20 protein-coding genes are annotated in these 21,307 nt (G+C 73.3%); 11 read left to right on the top strand and 9 right to left on the bottom strand.

Going from position 1 to position 21,307, the window contains the following annotated elements; genetic code table 11:
* Window positions 1-264 precede the first annotated feature (264 nt).
* The 3 genes from ACE4Q9_RS13430 to ACE4Q9_RS13420 form a co-directional block, all read right to left on the bottom strand.
* Entirely contained in the window at window positions 265-1,194 is a 930-nt protein-coding gene (locus ACE4Q9_RS13430) for a DUF389 domain-containing protein (RefSeq protein ID WP_397984483.1), read from the bottom strand.
* A 28-nt stretch (window positions 1,195-1,222) separates the two neighbouring features.
* The gene (gene coaA, locus ACE4Q9_RS13425) at window positions 1,223-2,191 is read right to left on the bottom strand and encodes a type I pantothenate kinase (RefSeq protein WP_397987208.1); all 969 of its coding nucleotides are present in this window, start codon (window positions 2,189-2,191) and stop codon (window positions 1,223-1,225) included.
* 133 nt (window positions 2,192-2,324) lie between these two features.
* The gene (locus tag ACE4Q9_RS13420; RefSeq protein ID WP_397984482.1) at window positions 2,325-3,896 is read right to left on the bottom strand and encodes an FG-GAP-like repeat-containing protein; all 1,572 of its coding nucleotides are present in this window, start codon (window positions 3,894-3,896) and stop codon (window positions 2,325-2,327) included.
* A gap of 186 nt (window positions 3,897-4,082) precedes the next feature.
* Here ACE4Q9_RS13420 and glmS point away from each other — a divergent pair, with 186 nt between their 5' ends.
* A complete protein-coding gene (gene glmS, locus ACE4Q9_RS13415; protein ID WP_397984481.1) occupies window positions 4,083-5,930 on the top strand; it encodes a glutamine--fructose-6-phosphate transaminase (isomerizing) in 1,848 nt (615 codons plus the stop codon).
* A gap of 43 nt (window positions 5,931-5,973) precedes the next feature.
* Here glmS and ACE4Q9_RS13410 read toward each other — a convergent pair whose 3' ends face one another.
* A complete protein-coding gene (locus ACE4Q9_RS13410) occupies window positions 5,974-6,765 on the bottom strand; it encodes an SDR family NAD(P)-dependent oxidoreductase (protein ID WP_397984480.1) in 792 nt (263 codons plus the stop codon).
* A gap of 52 nt (window positions 6,766-6,817) precedes the next feature.
* On the opposite strand from ACE4Q9_RS13410, the gene ACE4Q9_RS13405 reads away from it, so the two are divergent.
* The 6 genes from ACE4Q9_RS13405 (at window position 6,818) to tsaE (ending at window position 12,000) form a co-directional block, all read left to right on the top strand.
* Complete coding sequence (locus ACE4Q9_RS13405) at window positions 6,818-7,189, top strand: holo-ACP synthase (RefSeq protein WP_397984479.1); 372 nt, start codon at window positions 6,818-6,820, stop codon at window positions 7,187-7,189.
* A 76-nt stretch (window positions 7,190-7,265) separates the two neighbouring features.
* The gene (locus tag ACE4Q9_RS13400; protein ID WP_397984478.1) at window positions 7,266-8,705 is read left to right on the top strand and encodes an NAD(P)H-hydrate dehydratase; all 1,440 of its coding nucleotides are present in this window, start codon (window positions 7,266-7,268) and stop codon (window positions 8,703-8,705) included.
* Window positions 8,706-8,756: 51 nt separating this feature from the next.
* Entirely contained in the window at window positions 8,757-8,924 is a 168-nt protein-coding gene (locus ACE4Q9_RS13395; RefSeq protein ID WP_397984477.1) for a hypothetical protein, read from the top strand.
* Window positions 8,917-10,095 carry an alanine racemase gene (alr, locus tag ACE4Q9_RS13390; RefSeq protein WP_397984475.1) on the top strand — a complete coding sequence of 393 codons (1,179 nt, stop codon included), beginning with the start codon at window positions 8,917-8,919 and terminating at the stop codon, window positions 10,093-10,095. The genes ACE4Q9_RS13395 and alr overlap by 8 nt, the downstream gene beginning before the upstream one ends.
* Window positions 10,096-10,241: 146 nt before the next feature.
* The gene (locus ACE4Q9_RS13385; protein WP_397984474.1) at window positions 10,242-11,507 is read left to right on the top strand and encodes an alpha/beta fold hydrolase; all 1,266 of its coding nucleotides are present in this window, start codon (window positions 10,242-10,244) and stop codon (window positions 11,505-11,507) included.
* Complete coding sequence (gene tsaE, locus ACE4Q9_RS13380; protein ID WP_397984473.1) at window positions 11,470-12,000, top strand: tRNA (adenosine(37)-N6)-threonylcarbamoyltransferase complex ATPase subunit type 1 TsaE; 531 nt, start codon at window positions 11,470-11,472, stop codon at window positions 11,998-12,000. Before ACE4Q9_RS13385 ends, tsaE begins: the two co-directional genes overlap by 38 nt.
* 367 nt (window positions 12,001-12,367) lie before the next feature.
* On the opposite strand, the gene ACE4Q9_RS13375 is transcribed toward tsaE, so the two are convergent.
* Window positions 12,368-12,928, bottom strand: a complete 561-nt coding sequence (locus tag ACE4Q9_RS13375; protein WP_397984472.1) for a hypothetical protein — start codon at window positions 12,926-12,928, stop codon at window positions 12,368-12,370.
* Between the two features lie 113 nt (window positions 12,929-13,041).
* On the opposite strand from ACE4Q9_RS13375, the gene tsaB reads away from it, so the two are divergent.
* Genes tsaB through ACE4Q9_RS13355 form a run of 4 tightly spaced genes read left to right on the top strand, consistent with a single transcriptional unit; the run spans window position 13,042 to window position 15,527 of the window.
* A complete protein-coding gene (gene tsaB / locus ACE4Q9_RS13370; RefSeq protein ID WP_397984471.1) occupies window positions 13,042-13,698 on the top strand; it encodes a tRNA (adenosine(37)-N6)-threonylcarbamoyltransferase complex dimerization subunit type 1 TsaB in 657 nt (218 codons plus the stop codon).
* A gap of 17 nt (window positions 13,699-13,715) precedes the next feature.
* Complete coding sequence (gene rimI, locus ACE4Q9_RS13365) at window positions 13,716-14,192, top strand: ribosomal protein S18-alanine N-acetyltransferase (protein WP_397987207.1); 477 nt, start codon at window positions 13,716-13,718, stop codon at window positions 14,190-14,192.
* On the top strand, window positions 14,185-15,273 hold the full coding sequence (tsaD, locus tag ACE4Q9_RS13360; RefSeq protein WP_397984470.1) for a tRNA (adenosine(37)-N6)-threonylcarbamoyltransferase complex transferase subunit TsaD: 1,089 nt from the start codon (window positions 14,185-14,187) through the stop codon (window positions 15,271-15,273). Before rimI ends, tsaD begins: the two co-directional genes overlap by 8 nt.
* On the top strand, window positions 15,270-15,527 hold the full coding sequence (locus ACE4Q9_RS13355; protein ID WP_397984468.1) for a hypothetical protein: 258 nt from the start codon (window positions 15,270-15,272) through the stop codon (window positions 15,525-15,527). The genes tsaD and ACE4Q9_RS13355 overlap by 4 nt, the downstream gene beginning before the upstream one ends.
* 231 nt (window positions 15,528-15,758) lie before the next feature.
* Here the strand turns inward: ACE4Q9_RS13355 and ACE4Q9_RS13350 are convergent, their stop codons facing one another.
* From ACE4Q9_RS13350 to ACE4Q9_RS13335, 4 genes are read right to left on the bottom strand one after another with little or no spacing between them, the layout of a single operon-like run.
* On the bottom strand, window positions 15,759-18,122 hold the full coding sequence (locus ACE4Q9_RS13350; protein WP_397984467.1) for a glycoside hydrolase family 3 N-terminal domain-containing protein: 2,364 nt from the start codon (window positions 18,120-18,122) through the stop codon (window positions 15,759-15,761).
* A gap of 34 nt (window positions 18,123-18,156) precedes the next feature.
* Window positions 18,157-19,056, bottom strand: coding sequence for a carbohydrate ABC transporter permease (locus ACE4Q9_RS13345; RefSeq protein WP_397984466.1), 900 nt, complete (start codon window positions 19,054-19,056; stop codon window positions 18,157-18,159).
* Window positions 19,057-19,060: 4 nt separating this feature from the next.
* On the bottom strand, window positions 19,061-19,939 hold the full coding sequence (locus ACE4Q9_RS13340; RefSeq protein WP_397984465.1) for a carbohydrate ABC transporter permease: 879 nt from the start codon (window positions 19,937-19,939) through the stop codon (window positions 19,061-19,063).
* Complete coding sequence (locus ACE4Q9_RS13335; RefSeq protein ID WP_397984464.1) at window positions 19,936-21,270, bottom strand: ABC transporter substrate-binding protein; 1,335 nt, start codon at window positions 21,268-21,270, stop codon at window positions 19,936-19,938. Before ACE4Q9_RS13335 ends, ACE4Q9_RS13340 begins: the two co-directional genes overlap by 4 nt.
* Between the last annotated feature and the right edge of the window lie 37 nt (window positions 21,271-21,307).

The raw sequence follows: 21,307 nt of genomic DNA, 5'->3' as shown, positions 1-21,307 counted from the left end.
CACGTTATGCAGACCTGCCGCCCGCGAACTGCCCGGCGTTGCGCCGGACCGGACGGTGGCCGGACCTCTGATCAGCGTCTCCGACGGACACCTCCCGGGCCCGGTGACACCACCCCCCAGGTCATGCCTTCGACAGGGGGACACAGTCATACCGGGCCCGGAGGCCAGCGGCCCTCTTGCAGGACCGCGAAAAAGATAACGGGGGCTCGTCGTGGCTGGCCGCGCCCGCGTGGCGGAACCCCGTATCAACACAGCCCCGCTCCCCTAAGGGAGTTGCTGCCGGCGCTTCCAGAGAAGTTGCTGTGCCAGCAGCGTGAGCGTTCCCGCCAGGATGATGCCCAGCAGGTTCAGCAGGAGTTGGTCGGTCGAGCCCAGGGTCTGGGTGGTGTCGCCGTAGGCCAGGGCGATCGCGGCGTTGGCGGCGGCGGGGACCGTGGTGACGGAGATGGCGACGCCCACCAGCGCGGCGGACTTGGCGGAGGTCAGGGAGAGGGTACCGGCCACGCCCGCCAGCAGCGCCACGATGAACGAGAAGGCGTCCGGGGCGTAGACGAACGCGGTGTTCGGGCGCCGGCCCTCCAGGGCGGAGCGGTGGAACAGGCCGACGGCGTCCATGAACAGCGTGAAGAGGACCGTCACCGCCATCGCCACCGCGAAGCCCACGAGCAGCGCGGTCAGCGAGCGCAGCGCCAGGCGCGGATGGCGCCGTACCGTGGCCGTGCAGATGCCGGCCAGCGGGCCGAACTCCGGTCCCACGGCCATGGCGCCGACGATCAGGATGGCGTTGTCCAGCACCACACCGCAGGCCGCGATCATCGTGGCCAGCGTGATGAAGGCGACGTAGGTGACCGACAGCGTCGACTCCTCGTGGGTGGCCTCGGTCAGGCCCTCCCACAGCACCGCGTCCGCGCCCTCGCCCGGCGCGTCCCGCTCCGCCTGGTCGGCGCGCCGGGACAGCGACAGGTCGATGTTCTCCACGGCGATCGATCCGGTGTCGTCCAGACCCAGGCGCCGCAGCCCGGCGATCAGGGCGTCGCCCGCCTCGCGCGCGACATCGCACATCACCAGGTCTCCGGCCGGCTCGCGGGCGGCCCCCGGTATGACCGCGAGGTGGGTGGTGCCGACCGTTTCCCGGATCAGCCGCACCACCTCGTCGGTCCGTTCGGCCGGGGTGATCAGGCGCAGATGCAGCATGGCGCCTTTGTAGCAGGTGCGCCGCGTTCTACAGCTTGCGCAGGCGCAGCCGCTGGACCTTGTGGTCCGGGCCCTTGCGGACGATCAGGGTGGCGCGGCCCCTGGTCGGGGCGATGTTCTCGGTCAGGTTGGGCTTGTTGATCGTGCGCCACAGGGTGCGGGCGTAGTCCAGGGCCTCGTCCTCGGAGACCTGGGTGTACTTGCGGAAGTACGAGTCGGGGTCCTGGAAGGCGGTCTGGCGCAGCTTGCGGAAGCGGCTGAGGTACCAGCGCTCGATGTCCTCGGCGCTCGCGTCGACGTACACGCTGAAGTCGAAGTAGTCGGCGAGGCCCACGCGGGTGCGGCCGTCCTTGCCGGGCAGGGCGGGCTGGAGGACGTTCAGGCCCTCCACGATCAGGATGTCGGGGCGCCGGACGGTGAGCCGCTGGTCCGGGACGATGTCGTAGATGAGGTGCGAGTAGACGGGGGCCGTCACCTCGCTCTTGCCGGCCTTGATGTCGGCGACGAAGCGGGTCAGCGCGCGGCGGTCGTAGGACTCGGGGAAGCCCTTGCGGGACATCAGGCCGCGCGCCTCCAGCTCCCTCGTGGGCAGCAGGAAGCCGTCGGTGGTGACCAGTTCCACGCGCGGATGCTCGGGCCAGCGGGACAGCAGGGCCTGGAGGAGCCGGGCGACGGTGGACTTGCCGACGGCGACGGAGCCGGCGACGCCTATCACGAACGGCGTGCCGGACTGGGAGCCCTGCTCACCGAGGAAGGTGTTCAGCGCGCCTCTGAGGCCGTCGGTCGCGCCGACGTACAGGTTGAGCAGGCGCGACAGCGGGAGGTAGATGTCGCGCACCTCGTCCAGGTCGATCACGTCGCCCAGACCGCGCAGCTTCTCCACCTCCTCGGCGGTGAGCGGCAGCGGCGTCTTGTCACGCAGCGCGCTCCACTCGGCGCGGGTGAGGTCGACGTAGGGAGTCGCCTCCGGCCTGTGCCGGTGGGCGCTCCGGGGCATCGAGGGGACCGGTGAGATCACATTCCATTGTTAACGGAGTTTGAACGAGCTGGCGGGGTGGGGTACGTCACGCCTCGGCGGCGTGCGTCACGCGGGCGTGCTCCGCCTCCTCCCACCCCGCACCGCGGGTGCCTCAGGTGTTGGTGTTGATCAGGGACACCTGGCGGGAGTTCTGGAGGACGGTGCCGAACTGCGGGATGGCGTCGAGTATCTCCATTCCGACCTGCGCCGGCTTGAACACCTGGGCCCCCGCCGTGCCGATCCGCCGCTTGCCGTCCGCCGCGATGCCGGAGGGCAGCACGGTGACGGTGCCGTCGCCGTTGTCCGCCCACGGGGTGCCGGCGATCAGGTCGGCGCGGCCGTCGTGGTCGAGGTCGGTGAGCAGCACGGCCGTACCGAAGTTGCCGTGCGGGTCGCCGGGGACGCCGTGGTTGCCCGGATAGAAGTACTGCGGCGCGGCGCTGGTGTCGACGCCCGACCTGGAGCCGTACAGCACGGTGACGGTGCCCAGGTTGTAGTACATGTTCCCCCACAGCCGCATGTTCTCGCGCGGGGCGCCGATGGCCAGGTCGAGCAGGCCGTCGCCGTTGACGTCGCCGAGGGCGACCGACTGGCCGAACTTGTCCCAGTTCTCGGAGTCGCCGGGGACGGTGCCGGACTCCTGGGTGATGGTCTGGACGCGGCGGGAGGGGCCCGAGGCGGAGCCGTAGGTGACGAGGACCTTGCCGCCGATGGGGCCGTTCGCGGTGGTGCGGCCCCAGTAGACGCCGGTGACGATGTCGCCGCGGCCGTCGCCGTCGAGGTCGCCGATGGCGCCGGCGACACCGCCGGGCATCTTCCTGGCGCTGGTGGTGGAGGGGCCGGTGGCGGTGCCGGGCACGAAGTAGTTGACGTTGTAGTACGTGCCGTCGGCGCCCTTGGTCGGGTTCAGGCCGTTGACCACCAGGTCCGCGCGGCCGTCGCCGGTGACGTCCCCGGCGGTGAGGTTGGTGATCCCGGCCTCCGGCGCGGCGCGCAGCGGGAGGGTGCGGGTGGCGAGGGCGCCCGTCTTGCCGCTCCTGGAGATGCCCTTGCGGAAGGTGTAGAGGGTGGAGCCGTTGGTGCCGACGGCCAGGTCGGTGCGGCCGTCGCCGTCGAAGTCGCCGGCCGCGAGCGAGGCGCCGAAGCGGTCGTGGGCGGCCGGGGCCGGGTCGGGGATCGTGGTGGCCGAGGCCAGGCCCTTCGCGGAGCCCCACATGATCTGGACCAGGCCGCCGTTGACGTCCGTGCCCACGTCCTCCAGCGGGGTGCCGACGGCGAGGTCGGTGTAGCCGTCGTGGTCGAAGTCGCCCGCGGTGGTCGCGGCGCCGAACAGGTCCCCGTTCTCGGCCGCGCCCGGCACCCAGGACGTGTCCTGGGTGATGGTGGTGTGCCGGTCGGCCGAGACGCCGTGGGCGGAGCCGTACAGGACGCTGACCGCGCCCACCCGCCACTTGCCGTTCAGCCGGGCGGCCGGGGCGGTGACGGCGAAGTCGCCGTACCCGTCGCCGTTGAAGTCGGTCAGGGGCCGGCGCGCGGTGGTCACGCCCGATCCGGCCGCGGCGTTCGGTACGGCTGCGGTGCCCGACCCGGCCGCGGTGGCGGGGTCGGTCAGGCCGATGGTCAGGCCCCCGGCCAGCGTCGCGGCGACGGCCGTGGCCAGGACGGTGCGATGTCTGCGCTTCACCTGCGTGTCTCCCCGTGTTCGTTTACGGCGGTCAGCCGGTAGACCTCTCACCCGGTCGTACGGTTGTGCGGACGGCCCGGATGTGCGGCAGACGCACCGCGGATGTGCTCTGAACGGGCCGGGGATTTCCGAATTCGGGCACGCTGCGCCACTTTTGACGACCGATCGGCCCGTAGGCTGCGACTCATGTGCGGAATCGTGGGATACGTAGGGTCGCAGTCGGCGCTCGATGTCGTGATGGCCGGGCTGAAGCGGCTGGAGTACCGGGGGTACGACTCGGCGGGCGTCGCCCTGCTGGCGGACGGCGGTCTGGCCGCCGCGAAGAAGGCGGGGAAACTGGTCAACCTGGAGAAGGAACTGGTCGACCGGCCGCTGCCGGCCGGCTCGACGGGCATCGGACACACCCGCTGGGCCACCCATGGCGGCCCCACGGACGGCAACGCGCACCCGCACCTGGACAACGCGGGCCGGGTCGCCGTCGTGCACAACGGCATCATCGAGAACTTCGCGCTGCTGCGCGCCGAACTCGCCGAGCGCGGCCACGAGCTGAACTCCGAGACGGACACCGAGGTCGTCGCCCATCTGCTGGCCGAGGAGTTCTCGGCGACCGGCGATCTCGCGGAGTCGATGCGGCTGGTGTGCCGGCGCCTGGAGGGCGCGTTCACGCTGGTCGCGGTGCACGCGGACGCCCCGGACGTGGTCGTCGGCGCGCGCCGCAACTCCCCGCTGGTGGTCGGCGTCGGCGAGGGCGAGGCGTTCCTCGCCTCCGACGTCGCCGCGTTCATCGCGCACACCCGCGCGGCGATCGAGCTGGGCCAGGACCAGGTGGTGGAGCTGCGCCGGGACGGGGTGACCGTGACCGGCTTCGACGGCCGGCCCGCAGAGGTGCACTCCTACCACGTGGACTGGGACGCCTCGGCCGCCGAGAAGGACGGCTACGCCTCCTTCATGCTCAAGGAGATCGCCGAGCAGCCCAAGGCGGTCGCCGACACCCTGCTCGGCCGGATCGACCCCTCCGGCTCGCTCACCCTGGACGAGCTGCGGATCACCCCCGCCGAGCTGCGCCAGATCGACAAGGTCGTGATCGTGGCGTGCGGTACGGCCTTCCACGCCGGGCTGATCGCCAAGTACGCCATCGAGCACTGGACGCGGATCCCCTGCGAGGTGGAGCTGGCCAGCGAGTTCCGCTACCGGGACCCGATCCTCGGCGGGCGTTCCCTGGTGATCGCGATCTCCCAGTCCGGCGAGACCATGGACACGCTGATGGCGCTGCGGCACGCCCGCGAGCAGGGCTCCAAGGTGCTGGCCATCTGCAACACCAACGGCTCCACGATCCCGCGCGAGTCGGACGCGGTGCTGTACACGCACGCCGGGCCCGAGGTCGCGGTCGCCTCCACCAAGGCGTTCCTGACCCAGCTGGTCGCCTGCTACCTGGTCGCCCTCTACCTGTGCCAGGTGCGCGGCACCAAGTGGGGCGACGAGATCCAGGCGGTGATCAAGGACCTGTCGAAGATCTCGGACGAGGTCGAGCGCGTCCTGGAGACCATGGAGCCGGTACGGGCGCTGGCGCGCACCCTGGCCGGCAAGGACACCGTGCTCTTCCTGGGCCGGCACGTCGGCTACCCGGTCGCCCTGGAAGGCGCGCTCAAGCTCAAGGAACTCGCCTACATGCACGCCGAGGGCTTCGCGGCGGGCGAGCTGAAGCACGGGCCGATCGCGCTGATCGAGGAGGACATGCCGGTGGTGGTCGTCGTACCGTCACCGCGCGGCCGCTCCCTGCTGCACGACAAGATCGTCTCCAACATCCAGGAGATCCGGGCGCGCGGGGCGCGCACCATCGTGATCGCGGAGGAGGAGGACGAGGCGGTGGTCCCGTACGCCGACCACCTGATCCGCATCCCGGCCACGCCGACCCTGCTCCAGCCGGTGGTGGCGACGGTGCCGCTCCAGGTCTTCGCCTGCGAGCTGGCCGTGGCGCGGGGCAACGAGGTGGACCAGCCGCGGAACCTGGCGAAGTCGGTGACCGTGGAGTGAGCAGCCTCCGGTGGCCCTTCAGGTGGCCGTTCCGGTCAGACCTCTAGTGCACCGAGAAGCCTCCGTCGACGTGGACGGACTGGCCCGTGACGTAGGCGGAGGCGCGGCTCGCGAGGAAGACGGCGGCGCCCGCGAAGTCCTCCGCGAGGCCGTTGCGCCCGGTCAGGGTGCGCGCGGCCAGCGCCGCCACCTTCGTCGGGTCGGCGGAGAGCCGGGCGTTGAGCGGGGTCATGACGAAGCCCGGCACCAGGGTGTTGCAGGTGACCCCGTACGGCGACCACGCCTCCGCCTGGGAGCGGGCGAGCGACTCCAGCGCGCCCTTGGAGACGCCGTACGCGCCGCTGTGCACGAAGGCCCGGTGCGCCTGCTGGGAGCTGATGTGGATGATCCGGCCGAAGCCGCGCTCGGCCATTCCGGGCCCGAACCGCTGCCCCAGCAGGAAGGGCGCCTCCAGGTTCACGGCCATGGTGGCGTCCCAGACCTCCGCGGTCAGCTCGTCCATCGGGGGCCGCAGATTGATCCCGGCGCAGTTCACCAGGATGTCCGGCTCCCCGAACACCTCCGCCGCCGCCTCGGCCGCCGCGCGCACGCCCGCCCGGCTGCCGAGGTCCCCGGCGACCCCGGCCGCCCGGCAGCCGTCCGCTCTCAACTCCTCGACGGCGACGGCCCGTTGCTCCTCCCCCCGGCTCACGATCACCACGCTCGCCCCGGCCCGCGCCAGCGCCCCGGCGACGGCCCGGCCGATACCGGAACTTCCTCCGGTCACCACGGCGACGAGGCCGTCCAGCGAGAACAGGTCGGCGAGATAGGTCTGTTGGGGCGCGGTACCGGTCATACCGGAAGCGTAGGAGGGACTCGGGTGCCGCCGCCCGCCTAGGGTGCTGCCCATGAGCATCATCGGAGTCGGGATCGACGTGGCGGAGATCGACCGCTTCCGGGCGTCCCTGGAGCGGACCCCGCAACTGGCCGACCGGCTGTTCGTGGCGGCGGAGTTGCTGCTGCCCAGCGGGGAGCGGCGCGGCATCGCCTCGCTGGCGGCCCGGTTCGCGGCGAAGGAGGCGCTGGCCAAGGCGCTCGGCGCACCGCCCGGACTGCTGTGGACGGACGCCGAGGTGTACGTCGAGGACAGCGGGCGGCCCCGGCTGCGGGTGCGGGGCACGGTCGCCGCGCGCGCCGCCGAACTGGGGGTGCGGTCCTGGCACCTCTCCCTCAGCCATGACGCGGGCGTCGCCTCGGCCGTGGTGGTCGCCGAGGACTGACCGGCGCCGGCGCGGACGCCCGGCGCCGGCCGGGTCCGGGTGTGGGCGGTGGGGGTTACGGGGCAGACTCGGTGCCATGCGGAGTGCGTACAGCGTGGAGACGGTACGGGCGGCCGAACGGGCCCTGATGGCGCGGCTGCCCGAGGGGGCGCTGATGCAGCGGGCGGCGGCCGGGCTGAGCGCCGCCTGCGCCGAACTGCTGGGCCGGGTGTACGGCAGCCGGGTGGTCCTGCTGGTCGGCAGCGGCGACAACGGCGGCGACGCCCTGTACGCGGGCGCCCGGCTGGCGCGGCGGGGGGCCGGAGTGACGGCCGTACTCCTGTCGCCCGAGCGGGCGCACGCGCAGGGACTGGCGGCCCTGCGCCGGGCCGGGGGCGTGAGTGCCGTACCCGAGGCGGCCGATGAGGCGATCGGGCGGGCCGACCTCGTGGTGGACGGCATCGTCGGGATCGGCGGCGAGGGCGGGCTGCGGCCCGACGCCGAGCGGCTGGCGGCGGCCGTGGCGCGCAGCCGGGCCGCGGTGGTCGCGGTGGACCTGCCCAGCGGGGTCGAGGCGGACAGCGGCGAGGTGCGGGGCGCGGCCGTACGCGCGGACCTCACCGTCACCTTCGGCGCGTACAAGCCCGGACTGCTGGTGGACCCGGCGCGGGAGTACGCCGGGGTCGTCCGGCTCGTGGACATCGGCCTGGAGTTGCCCGCCGGGCCCGAGCTGGAGGCGCTGCAACACGCCGACGTGGCGCGTCTGCTGCCGCACCCCGTCGCCGAGAGCGACAAGTACCGGCGCGGCGTGGTCGGCATCGCGGCCGGCTCCGCGCGCTATCCGGGCGCCGCGGTGCTCGCCGTCTTTGGTGCGCTGCGCGGCGGCGCCGGGGCCGTGCGGTACGTCGGCCCGGCCGCGCAGGCGGTCATCGCCCGTTTCCCCGAGATCCTGGTCTCCGACCGGGGCCCGGCCAAGGCGGGCCGGGTGCAGGCATGGGTGACCGGTCCGGGCGCGGGCGAGGACGCGGCGACCGTCGCCGAGGTGCTGGCCGAAGAGGTGCCGGTGCTGCTGGACGCGGACGGGCTGCGGCTCGCGGAACGGGACGCCGTACGCGGGCGCGCCGCGCCCACCCTGATGACACCGCACGCGGGCGAGGCCGCGGCCCTGCTCGGCGTGGCGCGCGAGGAGGTCGAGGGCGCCCGGCTGGCCGCGGCGCGCGAACTGGCGGCCGCGTACCGGGCGACGGTGCTGCTCAAGGGCTCGACCACGCTGGTCGCGGACGCGGCGGGCGGTGCGGCGCGGGTGAACGCCACCGGCACCCCCTGGCTGGCCACCGCGGGCAGCGGCGACGTGCTCTCCGGGCTCGGCGGCTCCCTGCTCGCCGCGGGCCTGTCCGCCCTGGACGCGGGCAGCGTCGCGGCGTATCTGCACGGCCTGGCGGGCCGGTTCGCGGCGCAGGGGGCACCGGCGGGCGCGCACGACGTGGCGGAGTTCCTGCCTCGGGCGTGGCGGGACGTGCGGGATGAGCGGGACTGAGGGGGCGGCCGGAGGCGGTGGCGGGGCCGGCCGGTTCCCGGCGCGGGACGCGTGACCTCGCGCAACCGCGCCGGCGACCGTGGGGTACGCGACCTCGCGGAATCCGGCGCCGGTGAACTGCCGTACCCGCACCGCCCCCTGGACCCGCGCGGCGGCCGTACCGGCACCGCGGCCGGGGGCCGGGCGCGCGCTCTGAGAGACTGGGGGCGCCATGACTGAGACACCAGCTGTGCCGACCGCCTCCCTGCGTGCCCGTGCCGAGATCGATCTGGGCGCGCTGCGCGCCAATGTGCGGACCCTGCGCGCCCGCGTGGGGGACGCGGCCGTGATGGCCGTCGTCAAGGCCGACGGATACGGCCACGGCGCGGTGCCCTGCGCCCGCGCGGCGGTCGAGGCCGGGGCCACCTGGATCGGCACCGCGCTGCCGGAGGAGGCCCTCGCGCTGCGCGCGGCCGGGCTGACCCAGCGCGTCCTGTGCTGGCTGTGGGTGCCCGGCGGGCCCTGGCGGCAGGCGATCGAGGCCGGCATCGACATGTCGCTCAGCGGGATGTGGGCGCTGCGCGAGGTCACCGAGGCCGCGCGCGCCGCCGGGCGGACCGCGCGCGTCCAGCTCAAGGCCGACACCGGGCTCGGCCGCAACGGCTGCCAGCCCGGCGCCGACTGGGCGGAACTGGTCGCCGCCGCCCTGCGCGCCGAGGCCGAGGGGCTGGTCCGGGTCACCGGCCTGTGGTCGCACTTCGCCTGCGCCGACGAGCCGGGCCACCCCTCCATCGCCGCTCAGCTCACCCGCTTCGAGGAGATGGTGGCGTACGCCGAGGAACAGGGCGCCCGCCCCGAGGTGCGGCACATCGCCAACTCGCCCGCCACGCTCACCCTTCCCGAGACCCACTTCGACCTGGTCCGTCCCGGTATCGCCATGTACGGCCTGTCGCCCAGTCCCGAGGTCGGCACCCCCGCGGACTTCGGACTGCGCCCGGTGATGACGCTCAGCGCCTCGCTGGCCCTGGTCAAGCACGTACCGGGCGGACACGGGGTCAGCTACGGCCACCACTACGTCACCCCCGGCGCCACCACCCTCGGCCTCGTCCCGCTCGGCTACGGCGACGGCATCCCGCGGCACGCCTCCGGCGCCGGTCCGGTGCTCGTCGACGGCAAGTGGCGGACGGCCGCCGGGCGGGTCGCCATGGACCAGTTCGTGGTGGACCTCGGCGGCGACGAACCGCCCGTCGGCGCGGACGCGGTGCTGTTCGGCCCCGGCGACCGGGGCGAACCCACCGCCGAGGACTGGGCGGCGGCCGGCGGCACGATCGTGTACGAGATCGTCACCCGCATCGGGAGCCGGGTGCCGCGCGTCTACGTCTCTGAGGTCAACGAGGAAGCGCGCGGATAACCCGTTCGAGGACGACTGCTCCATATCACGTGTAACAACGGTCACATCCGCACACCCTGTCCCACCCGACTCGGCGACCATCGGTACGGCGCACGGCACGAGGCGCCCGGACGGCGAGGCAGTACGACGGCGAGAAGGAGCGGCACGTGAGCGACAGCAGGGCGGCGGACGCCGTCGCGGACAGCGTCGTCTCGGCGGCCGCGGCCTCCGCCGCGGGGGCGGCCGGGAGCTGGCGCCGGGCGACCGGCATCGCCGGTGCCGCGCTGGGCGTCCTCGCCGCGGGCGCGGCGGCCGGCGTCGCCGTCGAGCGGATGACTGTGGGCCGCGGGGTGCGCCGCAAGGCACGTCTCGCACTGGACTCCGCGGGGCCCTACGGCACCCTGCGCGGCACGCCGGGCAAGGCGTACGCCGACGACGGCACGGAGCTGTACTACGAGGTCGACGAGGTGGAGCCGGACGCGGCCGCGCCGCCCTCCGCGCGCCGGCTCAGGCTGTTCGGCCGCAAGGCGCCGGCCCCGGTCACCGTCGTCTTCTGCCACGGCTACTGCCTCAACCAGGACTCCTGGCACTTCCAGCGGGCGGCGCTGCGGGGGGTGGTGCGCACCGTGCACTGGGACCAGCGCAGCCACGGCCGCTCCGGGCGGGGCGTGGCGCAGCTCCGGGACCGGGAGCCGCTCACCATCGACCAGCTCGGCCGTGATCTGAGGGCGGTCCTCGACGCGGCCGTGCCCGAGGGGCCGATCGTGCTGGTCGGCCACTCGATGGGCGGGATGACGGTGATGGCGCTCGCCGCCCAGTACCCGGAGCTGATCGCGGAACGGGTGGTCGCCACCGCGTTCGTGGGCACGTCACCGGGGCGGCTCGGCGAGGTGAACTTCGGGCTGCCGGTGGCCGGGGTCAACGCGATACGCCGGATCCTGCCCGGAGTGCTGCGGGCGCTCGGGCAGCAGGCGGAGCTGGTGGAGAAGGGGCGCCGGGCGACGTCGGAGCTGTTCGCCGGGATCATCAAGCGGTACTCGTTCGCCGGGCGGGACGTCGATCCGGCGGTGGAGCGGTTCGCCGAGCGGATGATCGAGTCCACGCCGATCGACGTGGTCGCGGAGTTCTACCCCGCGTTCACCGACCACGACAAGACGGCCGCGCTGGCCAGCTTCCGGGGGATGCCGGTGCTGGTGCTGGCGGGCGTGCGGGACCTGGTGACGCCGAGCGCGCACAGCGAGGCCATAGCCGGCGAACTGCCCGACGCCGAGCTGGTGCTGGTGCCGGACGCCGGGCATCTGGTGATGCTGGAACACCCGGAGGTGGTCACCGACCGCCTCGCCGATCTGCTCACCCGCGCGGGTGCGGTGCCCGCAGCGGCTACCGTAAGTTCCTATGGAACGTCCAGCAGCAGCACCGTACGACCCCGCTGAGCACGACACCGCCGGGACCCGGCTGACGATCACCTCGCCCGAGCAGATGCGCGAGCTTGGCCGCCGCCTCGCCAAGCTGCTGCGCGCCGGGGACCTGGTGATGCTCTCCGGGGAACTGGGCGCGGGCAAGACCACGCTGACCCGCGGGCTCGGGGAGGGGCTCGGGGTGCGGGGCGCGGTCACCTCGCCGACCTTCGTGATCGCGCGGGTGCATCCGTCCCTGGGCGACGGCCCGCCGCTCGTGCACGTGGACGCCTACCGGCTCGGCGGCGGTCTGGACGAGATGGAGGACCTGGACCTCGACGTCTCGCTGTCCGACTCGGTGATCGTCGTGGAGTGGGGCGAGGGCAAGGTCGAGGAGCTGACCGAGGACCGGCTCCAGCTGGTCATCCACCGGGCGGTCGGCGACACCACGGACGAGGTGCGGCACGTGACCCTCACCGGGCTCGGCGAGCGTTGGGCCGAGGCGGGTCTGGAGACGCTCACGGCCTGAACACCGCCGGTTTTCCGACAGGCCGTCGGCAAGATGTTGCGTGGCCCTCGCGGGCGTGATGACATGGTGTCCAGCCCGTAGTCAGGCATGCCTAACTACGCCGCCGCACCTCAGGAGGCGCCCATGCCCGCCCCGCAGCCCCCGCCGCCGGTCCCCATGCGAACCCTCCTGGCCGCCTGCGCCGCCGCGGCCGCGATCTCCCGCCCCCCACGCCCCCCGGAGCCCCGGACCCCCCACCGGACGAACGCCCCGGAACAGGCGGCGTAGCCCTCCGGCCGCCGACCGCTGCCGGGCACGGCGACCGGGAGAGCCGCTACCAGCGGGCCACGCCCCCGGTCCGCCGCGCTGCCGGTTCCCGAACGGCTCCTCAGCGGATCACCAGGACCCGTTCGCCGATCGTCGCGAAGTTCCACATCGCGGCGCCGTCGGCGCGGGACTCGCGGATGCCGCCGGTTCGGGTGCTCGCGTCGGCGGCTGGGACGGCGTCCGTGGTGGCGGGGGCGGAGAAGCCGATGGTGACGCCGTCGACCGCGGTGAAGCGGACCACGTGTTCGATGGGGATGCCGTCCGTGCCGGTCACCGCGTGCGAGCGGGAGGTGACCCAGTACGTGCCGAGCGGCGGGTCCACCGTGCCGGGGTGGACGCGGAAGGTACGCAGCACCCGGTTGCCCACGCTGACCAGCCACACCCGGTCGTCGTCCACCGAGTACACCACCCGTTCACCCTTGCCGGAACCGCTCGGCAGCGCGGTCGGGTGATGCTGGTCGCGGGGCGCCTTGGTGGCCTGTCCGCCGGGCGAGCCGTTCGCCGCGGGACGGCCGCCCAGCCCCGCCGGCACCGTCGCGGACGCCTCGTAGGCCAGGAAGCCGACCACGCCGACGGCCGCCGCGGTGAGGCCGGCCACGATTCCCGAGCTGGTCCCTGCCACCTGCTTCCACCTCCGCCGCGTGCGATATGTCGTACTTCGTGCAGACCGTAGCAGCCGGTGACCGTCCGACCCGGCCGGCCGTGCACGGGGCGCGGGCGCCGTAGGCTGTTCGCGTGCTCTTGCTCGCTCTGGATACCGCAACGCCCGCCGTCACCGTCGCCCTGCACGACGGCACGGACACCATCGCCTCGTCGAAACAGGTGGACGCGCGCCGGCACGGGGAGCTGCTGCTGCCGGCCGTCGACCGGGTCCTCACCGAGGCCGGCCGCACGCTGGAGGCGGTCACCGCGATCGTCGTCGGCACCGGCCCCGGCCCCTACACCGGACTGCGCGTCGGCCTGATGACCGCCGACACCTTCGGCCTGGCCCTCGGCGTCCCCGTGTACGGCGTGTGCACCCTGGACGGCCTCGCCTACGCCGCCGACATCGCCAAGGGCCCCTTCGTCGTGGCGACCGACGCCCGGCGCAAGGAGGTCTACTGGGCCACGTACGCCGACTCCCGCACCCGGCTGACCGGCCCGGCCGTCGACCGCCCGGCCGACATCGCCGAGCGGGTCGCCGGGCTACCGGCGGTCGGCGCGGGCGCCCTGCTCTACCCGGACACGTTCCCGAGCGCCCACGAGCCCGAGCACGTGTCCGCCGCCGCGCTGGCCGCGCTCGCCGCCGAGCGGCTGGCCGCCGGGGAGGAACTGCCCGCGCCGCGGCCGCTGTACCTGCGCCGCCCGGACGCGCAGGTCCCCAAGAACTACAAGGTGGTCACCCCGAAGTGACCGTCGAACTGCGCGAGATGCGCTGGTGGGACATCGATCCGGTGCTGGAGCTGGAGAAGGACCTGTTCCCCGAGGACGCCTGGTCGCGGGGCATGTTCTGGTCCGAGCTGGCCCACTCTCGGGGCCCCGAGGCCAGCCGCCGCTACGTCGTGGCCCAGGACGGCGCCGGCCGGATCGTCGGCTACGCGGGCCTCGCCGCCTCCGGCGACCTGGCCGACGTCCAGACCATCGCCGTCAGCCGCGACCTCCAGGGCACCGGGCTCGGCGGACGGCTGCTGACCGACCTGCTGCGGGCCGCGACCGCGTTCGAGTGCCGCGAGGTGATGCTCGAATGCCGGGTGGACAACATCCGCGCGCAGAAGCTGTACGAGCGCTTCGGCTTCGCCCCCATCGGGTTCCGGCGCGGCTACTACCAGCCGGGGAACGTGGACGCCCTGGTGATGCGCCTGACCGACCCTTCCGCATCTGTTCAAGGAACCGAGATCAATGGCTGACGAACCCCTCGTCCTCGGCATCGAGACCTCCTGCGACGAGACCGGCGTCGGCATCGTGCGCGGCACCACCCTGCTGGCCGACGCCGTCGCCTCCAGCGTGGACGAGCACGCCCGCTTCGGCGGCGTCGTCCCCGAGGTCGCCTCCCGCGCCCACCTGGAGGCGATGGTCCCGACCATCGAACGCGCCCTGAAGGAGGCCGGGGTCACCGCCAGGGACCTCGACGGCATCGCGGTGACCGCGGGGCCCGGCCTCGCGGGCGCCCTCCTCGTCGGCGTCTCCGCCGCCAAGGCCTACGCCTACGCCCTGGGCAAGCCCCTCTACGGCGTCAACCACCTCGCCTCCCACATCTGCGTGGACCAGCTGGAGCACGGCCCGCTGCCCGAGCCGACGATGGCGCTGCTGGTCTCCGGCGGCCACTCCTCGCTGCTGCTGTCCTCGGACATCACCTCCGACGTGCGGCCGATGGGCGCGACGATCGACGACGCGGCCGGCGAGGCCTTCGACAAGATCGCCCGCGTGCTGAACCTGGGCTTCCCCGGCGGCCCGGTCATCGACCGGTACGCCAGGGAGGGCGACCCGGCCGCGATCAACTTCCCGCGCGGTCTGACCGGCCCGCGCGACCCGGCGTACGACTTCTCCTTCTCCGGTCTCAAGACCGCCGTGGCCCGCTGGATCGAGGCGAAGCGCGCGGCCGGCGAGGAGGTCCCGGTGCGCGACGTGGCCGCCTCCTTCCAGGAAGCCGTGGTGGACGTGCTCACCCGCAAGGCCGTGCGCGCCTGCAAGGACGAGGGCGTCGACCATCTGATGATCGGCGGCGGGGTCGCGGCCAACTCCCGGCTGCGCGCCCTCGCCCAGGAGCGCTGCGAGGCGGCCGGCATCCGGCTGCGCGTGCCGCGCCCCAAGCTGTGCACCGACAACGGCGCGATGGTCGCCGCGCTCGGCGCCGAGATGGTCGCCCGCAACCGGGCCGCGTCCGCCTGGGACCTGTCGGCCGACTCCTCCCTGCCGGTCACCGACCCGCATGTGCCGGGCAACCACGACCATGTGCACGAGGTCAGCAAGGAGAACCTGTACTCATGACGGTCGCCCTGATGTGGGAGGCGCGTGCGGCCGAGGGCCGGGGCGGGGAACTCCTCGCCTGGGCCCGCGCACAGCGGCTGGAACGGGAGCCGCTGCGCCGCGAGACCTTCCGGGCACCGCAGGACCGGGTGCTGGTCATCACGTGGTGGCCGGACGCGTACGACGCGAGGGTGCCGGAACTGCCCGAGCCCGGACCCGACTTGGTGACCCGTGCCGTGCACCGCTGGCGGTTCGAGGCGGTCGCGTCCGAGTAGGGGCGCATAAGTCCCGTTCGTACCGGGCGAGTTTGCGGCCGGCGCCCGCGTCGGTCTATGATCATCACACAGCGAACGGCCGGAAAGCCGGTACGAACGCAGTGCGTTGGTGGTCCAAGGAAAGACGTCCCGCTTCCTGCGGGGAGATGCAGGTGCAAGGCCTGCCCGGCGCTCCACTCACACCCCGCCTCCGGTGTTCCGGAGGCGGCGTGTTCGCGTACGCCCCGGACCTCAGACCTCCGTGACCCGCGTCTCGCAGCGCAGCACCCGCCCGGTGCCCACCGTCCGCACCGGACCCGTCAGCCGCAGCCGCGCCCGGTGCCGTACGTCCGTGCTCGACGCGGCCAGCCGCAGCTCCAGCTCGCCCGGCTCCACGATCCGGGTGCCCGCGCGGCCGGGGAAGGAGGACAGGTCGGGGTGGAAGCGGAAGGTGAGGCGGCGGGCCTCGCCGGGCGACAGCTGCACCCGCCGGTACCCGATGAGGCGGATGTCCGGCCGGGTCACCGAGGCCACCGGGTCGTGCAGGTACAGCTGGACGACCTCGGCACCCGCGCGCGCACCCGTGTTGCGGACGGTGACGGAGAGCTCGTACGACCCGTCCGTCGGGATCTCGTCCCCGGTCCCGGTGAAGTCCTCCCAGGTGAACGCGGTGTACGAACCGCCGTGTCCGAACGGGAACAGCGGGGTCGGGTCCAGGTTGCTGACCTCGCCGGCCAGCCCGAGCGGGGGCTGGAGGTAGGTCCAGGGCTGGCCGCCGGGCCGGCGCGGGACGCTCACCGGGAGCCGCCCGGAGGGGTTCACCCGGCCGGACAGCACCCCGGCGAGCGCCGGACCGCCCTCCTCGCCCGGAAAGAACGCCTGCACGACCGCCGCGAGCCGGCCCTGCCAGCGGCCCAGCGCGTACGGGCGGCCGGTCAGCAGCACGAGCACCACCGGGACGCCGGTGGCCACCAGCGCGTCCAGCAACTCGGCCTGGACGCCGGGCAGCCGCAGGTCCTCCGCGTCGCAGCCCTCGCCCGAGGTGCCGCGCCCGAACAGCCCTGCCCGGTCGCCGAGGACGGCCACGCACACCTCCGCCCCGGACGCCCGCGCCACCGCCTCCGGGAAACCGGCGGTGTCCGGTTCGGACACCCCGCAGCCTCGCGCGAACGTGACCTCGGCGTCCGGGAGTTCGGCCCGTACGGCCTCCAGCACGGTCGGGATGTCGATGCCCAGCGGCACCTCGGGGTGGTGGGTGAGCACATGGGACGGGAAGGAGTAGCAGCCCAGCATCGCCAGCGCGTCCGCCGCGCGCGGCCCGACGACCGCGATCCGCGCGTTCGGCGCCAGCGGCAGCACCCCGTCCGGGTTGTCCAGCAACACCACCGACTCCTCGGCGAGTTGCCGGGCCAGCGCCCGGTTCCCGGCCGAGTCCAGGTCGGTCTCCGCGCCGGGCTCCGGCCGCCAGTCCGGGTCCAGCAGGCCCAGCTCGCACTTCTGCAGCAGCACCCGGCGCGCGGCCCGGTCCACCAGCGCCTCGGGCACCCGCCCGGCGCGCACGGCGTCCACCAGCGGCTTGCCGTAGCAGCTCAGCGTGGGCAGCTCGACGTCGATGCCCGCCTCCAGCGCGAGGTGCGCGGCCTCGGCGGGACTGCCGGCCACCCGGTGCAGGGACTGGAGGAAGCCGATGCCGAAGTAGTCGGAGACGACCGTGCCGGTGAACCCCCAGTCCTCGCGCAGCAGCCTGGTCAGCAGCCGGGGGTCGCCGGAGGCAGGGACGCCGTCCGTCTCGGTGTAGGCCGCCATCACCGAGCGGGCGCCGCCCTCGCGCAGCGCCATCTCGAACGGCGGCAGCGTCACCTCCGCCAGCTCCCGCCCGCCCGCGCGCACCGGCGCGAGATTGCGGGCGCCGGCCGAGGACGCGTACCCGGCGAAGTGCTTGAGCGTGGCGATGATCCCGGCCGACTCCAGGCCCCGGACGTACGCCGTGCCGATGGTGCCGACCAGGTACGGGTCCTCGCCGATGGTCTCCTCCACCCGGCCCCAGCGCAGATCCCGCACCACGTCCAGGACGGGCGCGAGGCCCTGGTGGACGCCGGCGGCGCGCAGGTCCCGGCCGATGCGCCCGCCCAGCTCCTCGACGAGCGCCGGATCGAAGGTCGCGCCCCAGGCCAGCGGCACCGGGTACGAGGTCGCCTGCCATGCGGTGAAGCCAGCGAGGCATTCCTCGTGGGCGACGGCCGGGATGCCGAAGCGGTTCGCCCCGGCGATCCGCCGCTGGGCCCGCGCCAGCGCCCGCGCGCCGAGCGCCGGCTCCACCGGGGCGGTGCCGAAGGAGCGGGTGAGCTGGCCGAGGCCGTGGGCGATCAGCTCGTCCCAGTCGTGGTCCGCGGACATCTCGCTCTGCAACGGCGCGACCCCGGCGCCGTCCGTGGCCGCGCCCACCCAGACGCCGTACAGCTGGGCGGTCTTCTCCTCCAGGGTCATCCGGGCCAGGAGGTCGTCGACCCGGACGGTGGGAGGCAGGGCGGGGTCGCGCCAGGGGGCGGTGCGGGGGGAGGCGCCCGAGGAGGTGCCGGGAGTGGCGCCGGGCGCGGTGCCGGGGGTGGTGCTCATGAAACTCCTGTCGGGAAGGGGGCGCGGACGCGGGTCACTTGCCGCCCACACCCATCAGGCCGCCCACCAGGGCGCGCCGGGCCACGAGATACACGGCGAAGATCGGGATGCCGGAGAGGACGACCGAGGCGAGCAGCGCGGGGATGTCCACACCGAACTGGCTCACGTAGTCGAACAGCCCGAGGGTCAGCACCCGCGGCCCCTCGGACTGGGTGAAGATCAGCGGGAAGAGGAAGCCGTTCCACGCCTGGAGCGCCGAGTAGATGCCGACGGTGCCGATGGCGCCCTTGGACAGCGGGATGACGAGCTGGAACAGCATCCGCAGCGGCGAGGCGCCGTCCAGGGCCATCGCCTCGTACACCTCCTCCGAGATGTCCCGGAGGCTGCCGGTGAGCACCAGGACGGCCACCGGCATGGCGAACGCGGCCGTCGGCAGGATGATGCCGGGCAGGCTGTCGTAGAGGCCGAGCTTGGTGATCATCAGATACAGCGGTACGACGACGGCCTGCGCCGGGATGGCGACGCCGAGCAGGAACAGCCGGAAGGCCGCCCCGGACCAGAAGCCGCGGGAGCGCACGGCGACGTAGGCGAGCGGCACGCACAGCACCAGCACGATCACCACGACGGCGGCCGCCGCCAGCACGGTGTTCCCCAGGTAGTGGGGGAGCCCGTTGCGCAGCACGGTGCCGTAGTTGGCGAGCGTCGGACGGCCCGGCGGTTTCAGGGCGTTGTGGCCCAGCGCCTCGTCCCGTGGAGTGAGCGAGGCCGTGATCACCGCGTAGACCGGGACGATGACGACGACCAGCCAGAGCAGCGAGCCGAGGCCGGCCAGCGGGTTGGGCCGCCGGGTCCAGTGCCGGTGGCGGCGCCCGTCCGGCCGGGCCGTGGGCGCGTTGCCGGTCTTCACGGGGTGGGGCAGCGTGTCGTGGGACACCGTGTCACATTCCTTCCCGCGTGCTGCGCATGGCGCCGAAGCCGGACAGCCGCACCAGCAGCAGCGACAGCGCGGTCGCCGCCACCACCAGGAAGGAGGCGATGGCGCTGGCGTAGCCGAAGTCGTACGTCTTGAAGCCGGCCTCGTACATCAGGTACGGCAGGGTCGCGGTGTCGGTGCCGGGGCCGCCCTGGGTGAGGATCAGCACGGTCTCGAAGTAGGTCAGCGAGCCGACGACCATCAGCACGCCCGAGGTGGTGGCGGTGTTGCGCAGCTGGGGCAGGGTGATGGAGAAGAACTGGCGGTAGCGGCCAGCGCCGTCGATCGCGGCCGCCTGGTGGAGGACTTCCGGGATCTGCCGGGCCCCGCCCTGGTAGATCAGGGTGTGGAAGGGGATGAACTGCCAGCCGCCGACGAAGACGAGGGCCAGGAAGGCGCCGTGGGTGGTGCCGAGGGTGTCGCCGGGCACGATGCCGAAGTTCGGGTCGAGCAGGGCGTAGAACAGCAGCGAGATCGCCGTCGAGGAGAGCAGGAACGGCACGAAGAAGACCGCCGACAGGATCGCCCGGTTGCGCTGCCTGCCCGCCGCCCAGACACCGAGCAGCAGGGAGACCACCGTCTGGAAGGCCCAGCTGACCACCGTGAGCAGCACGGTGACGGTGAGGGACTGGACGAGCCGGTCGTCGTCGAGCAGCTTGTGCCAGTTGGCGAGGCCCGCCGGCTCGGGGTCGCCGAGGCCGTTCCACCGGGTGAAGGACAGGCAGAAGACCAGCACCATGGGGACGACGGCGAAGAAGGCGAAGAACAGTACGGCGGGCAGCGCCAGGGCGGTATGCGGGCGGCCCGCGTCCGCCCCCGTACTCCGGGTCGGCCCGGCGCTCACTTCAGTCCCTGGAGCGCCGAGACGAACTGGCCCGGCGAGGACTTGCCGACGAACAGCTTGTTGACCTCGGTGAGCATCGGCGTCGACACGTCGGGGTCGACGGCCTGGTCCCAGCTCAGCGTGAACGCCGGTGCCTCCTGCACCATCTTGTACTGGAACGTGGCGAACTGCGGGTTCGGCGAGGCGTCGAGCAGGTTCTCGGCGTTGGTCGTGGCCGGGATGTCGCCGTTGGCGATCAGCGCCTTGGCGTACGTCTCGGAGGCGCAGTCGCGCAGGAAGGCGAGCGCCGCGTCCCTGTCGGCCGTACGGGCGTTGACCGACCAGTAGTTGGTGGGGTTGCCGACCACGTTGCGGATGTCGCCCGCGCCGCCCTCGACGGTCGGGAACGCGGTCCAGCCGAGGTGTTTGCGGGCGAAGTCCGGGAACTTGCCGAGCTGGGTGGAGTACTCCCACGAGCCCATCAGGTGCATCGCGGCCCTGCCCTTGGCGAACACGGCCGGGGCGCCGCCGTTGGTGTAGGCGACCGAGTTGAAGCCCTTGCCGAACGCGCCGTCGTCGATGAGCTGCCTGACCGTCCGGGCGGCCTTCAGGACGGCCGGGTCGCCCCAGCCGGCGGCGTCGCCGTTCTTGATCCGGTCGAAGACCTGCGGGCCGCCGATCCGGTCGACCAGGTACTCCAGCCACATCAGCTCGGGCCAGATGTCCGCGCCGCCCAGCGCGAACGGGGTGATCCCGGCTTTCTTCAGCCTGGTGTTGATGTCCAGCAACTGGTCCCAGGTGGTGGGCGGCCGGAGCTTGTGCTCGGCGAACAGGGTCTTGTTGTAGAAGAGGATCACGGGCTGCATGCCGCGCATGGGTATGCCGTACTCGCGCCCGCCGATGCCGCCGGCCGTGAGCACCGAGGGCAGGAAGCCGCCCTTGAGGACCGGGTCGGAGGCGATGACGTCGGTGAGGTCCACCAGTTGCCTGGCGTCCCGGTACGCCTTGATGGAGCCGCCGCCCCAGTTGAAGAAGACGTCCGGCGCGTTGGGCGAGCCCATCGCCGTGCGCAGCTTCGCCGGGTACTGGTCGCCCGGCACCTTCTCCAGCTTGATCCTCCCCTTGGTCCTCTTCGCCGCGGCCGAGGCGTTGAACCGGTCTACGGCCGCCACCTGGATCTTGGCCGCGTCGTCGCCGTACACGAACGCGGTCAGGGTGCCGTCCCCGGACCCGCCGGAGGAGCCGCAGGCCGTGAGTCCGGCGGTGCCGGCGGCGAGAAGTGTGGTGGCACCGGCGCCGAGCACCCAGCGCCTGCTGAACGCGCGCCCGCCGTTGGACGTGGTGGACTCCATGACCCTGGCCTCTCGCAATGTTTCGAGTGCAGTTCCG

It is taken from the genome of Streptomyces sp. AM6-12, from assembly GCF_044327085.1.
Classification (GTDB): domain Bacteria; phylum Actinomycetota; class Actinomycetes; order Streptomycetales; family Streptomycetaceae; genus Streptomyces.
The sequence above is the reverse complement of the archived record's forward strand: the minus strand, read 5'-3'. Positions and strand labels throughout refer to the sequence as shown.

Bases quoted from the DNA above. Each gene is read 5' to 3' on its own strand.
- ACE4Q9_RS13430 (WP_397984483.1), bottom strand. From the start codon at position 1,194: ATGCTGCATCTGCGCCTGATCACCCCGGCCGAACGGACCGACGAGGTG.
- coaA (WP_397987208.1), bottom strand. From the start codon at position 2,191: ATGCCCCGGAGCGCCCACCGGCACAGGCCGGAGGCGACTCCCTACGTC.
- glmS (WP_397984481.1), top strand. From the start codon at position 4,083: ATGTGCGGAATCGTGGGATACGTAGGGTCGCAGTCGGCGCTCGATGTC.
- ACE4Q9_RS13410 (WP_397984480.1), bottom strand. From the start codon at position 6,765: ATGACCGGTACCGCGCCCCAACAGACCTATCTCGCCGACCTGTTCTCG.
- ACE4Q9_RS13405 (WP_397984479.1), top strand. From the start codon at position 6,818: ATGAGCATCATCGGAGTCGGGATCGACGTGGCGGAGATCGACCGCTTC.
- ACE4Q9_RS13400 (WP_397984478.1), top strand. From the start codon at position 7,266: ATGCGGAGTGCGTACAGCGTGGAGACGGTACGGGCGGCCGAACGGGCC.
- alr (WP_397984475.1), top strand. From the start codon at position 8,917: ATGACTGAGACACCAGCTGTGCCGACCGCCTCCCTGCGTGCCCGTGCC.
- tsaE (WP_397984473.1), top strand. From the start codon at position 11,470: ATGGAACGTCCAGCAGCAGCACCGTACGACCCCGCTGAGCACGACACC.
- rimI (WP_397987207.1), top strand. From the start codon at position 13,716: ATGCGCTGGTGGGACATCGATCCGGTGCTGGAGCTGGAGAAGGACCTG.
- tsaD (WP_397984470.1), top strand. From the start codon at position 14,185: ATGGCTGACGAACCCCTCGTCCTCGGCATCGAGACCTCCTGCGACGAG.
- ACE4Q9_RS13355 (WP_397984468.1), top strand. From the start codon at position 15,270: ATGACGGTCGCCCTGATGTGGGAGGCGCGTGCGGCCGAGGGCCGGGGC.
- ACE4Q9_RS13350 (WP_397984467.1), bottom strand. From the start codon at position 18,122: ATGAGCACCACCCCCGGCACCGCGCCCGGCGCCACTCCCGGCACCTCC.
- ACE4Q9_RS13335 (WP_397984464.1), bottom strand. From the start codon at position 21,270: ATGGAGTCCACCACGTCCAACGGCGGGCGCGCGTTCAGCAGGCGCTGG.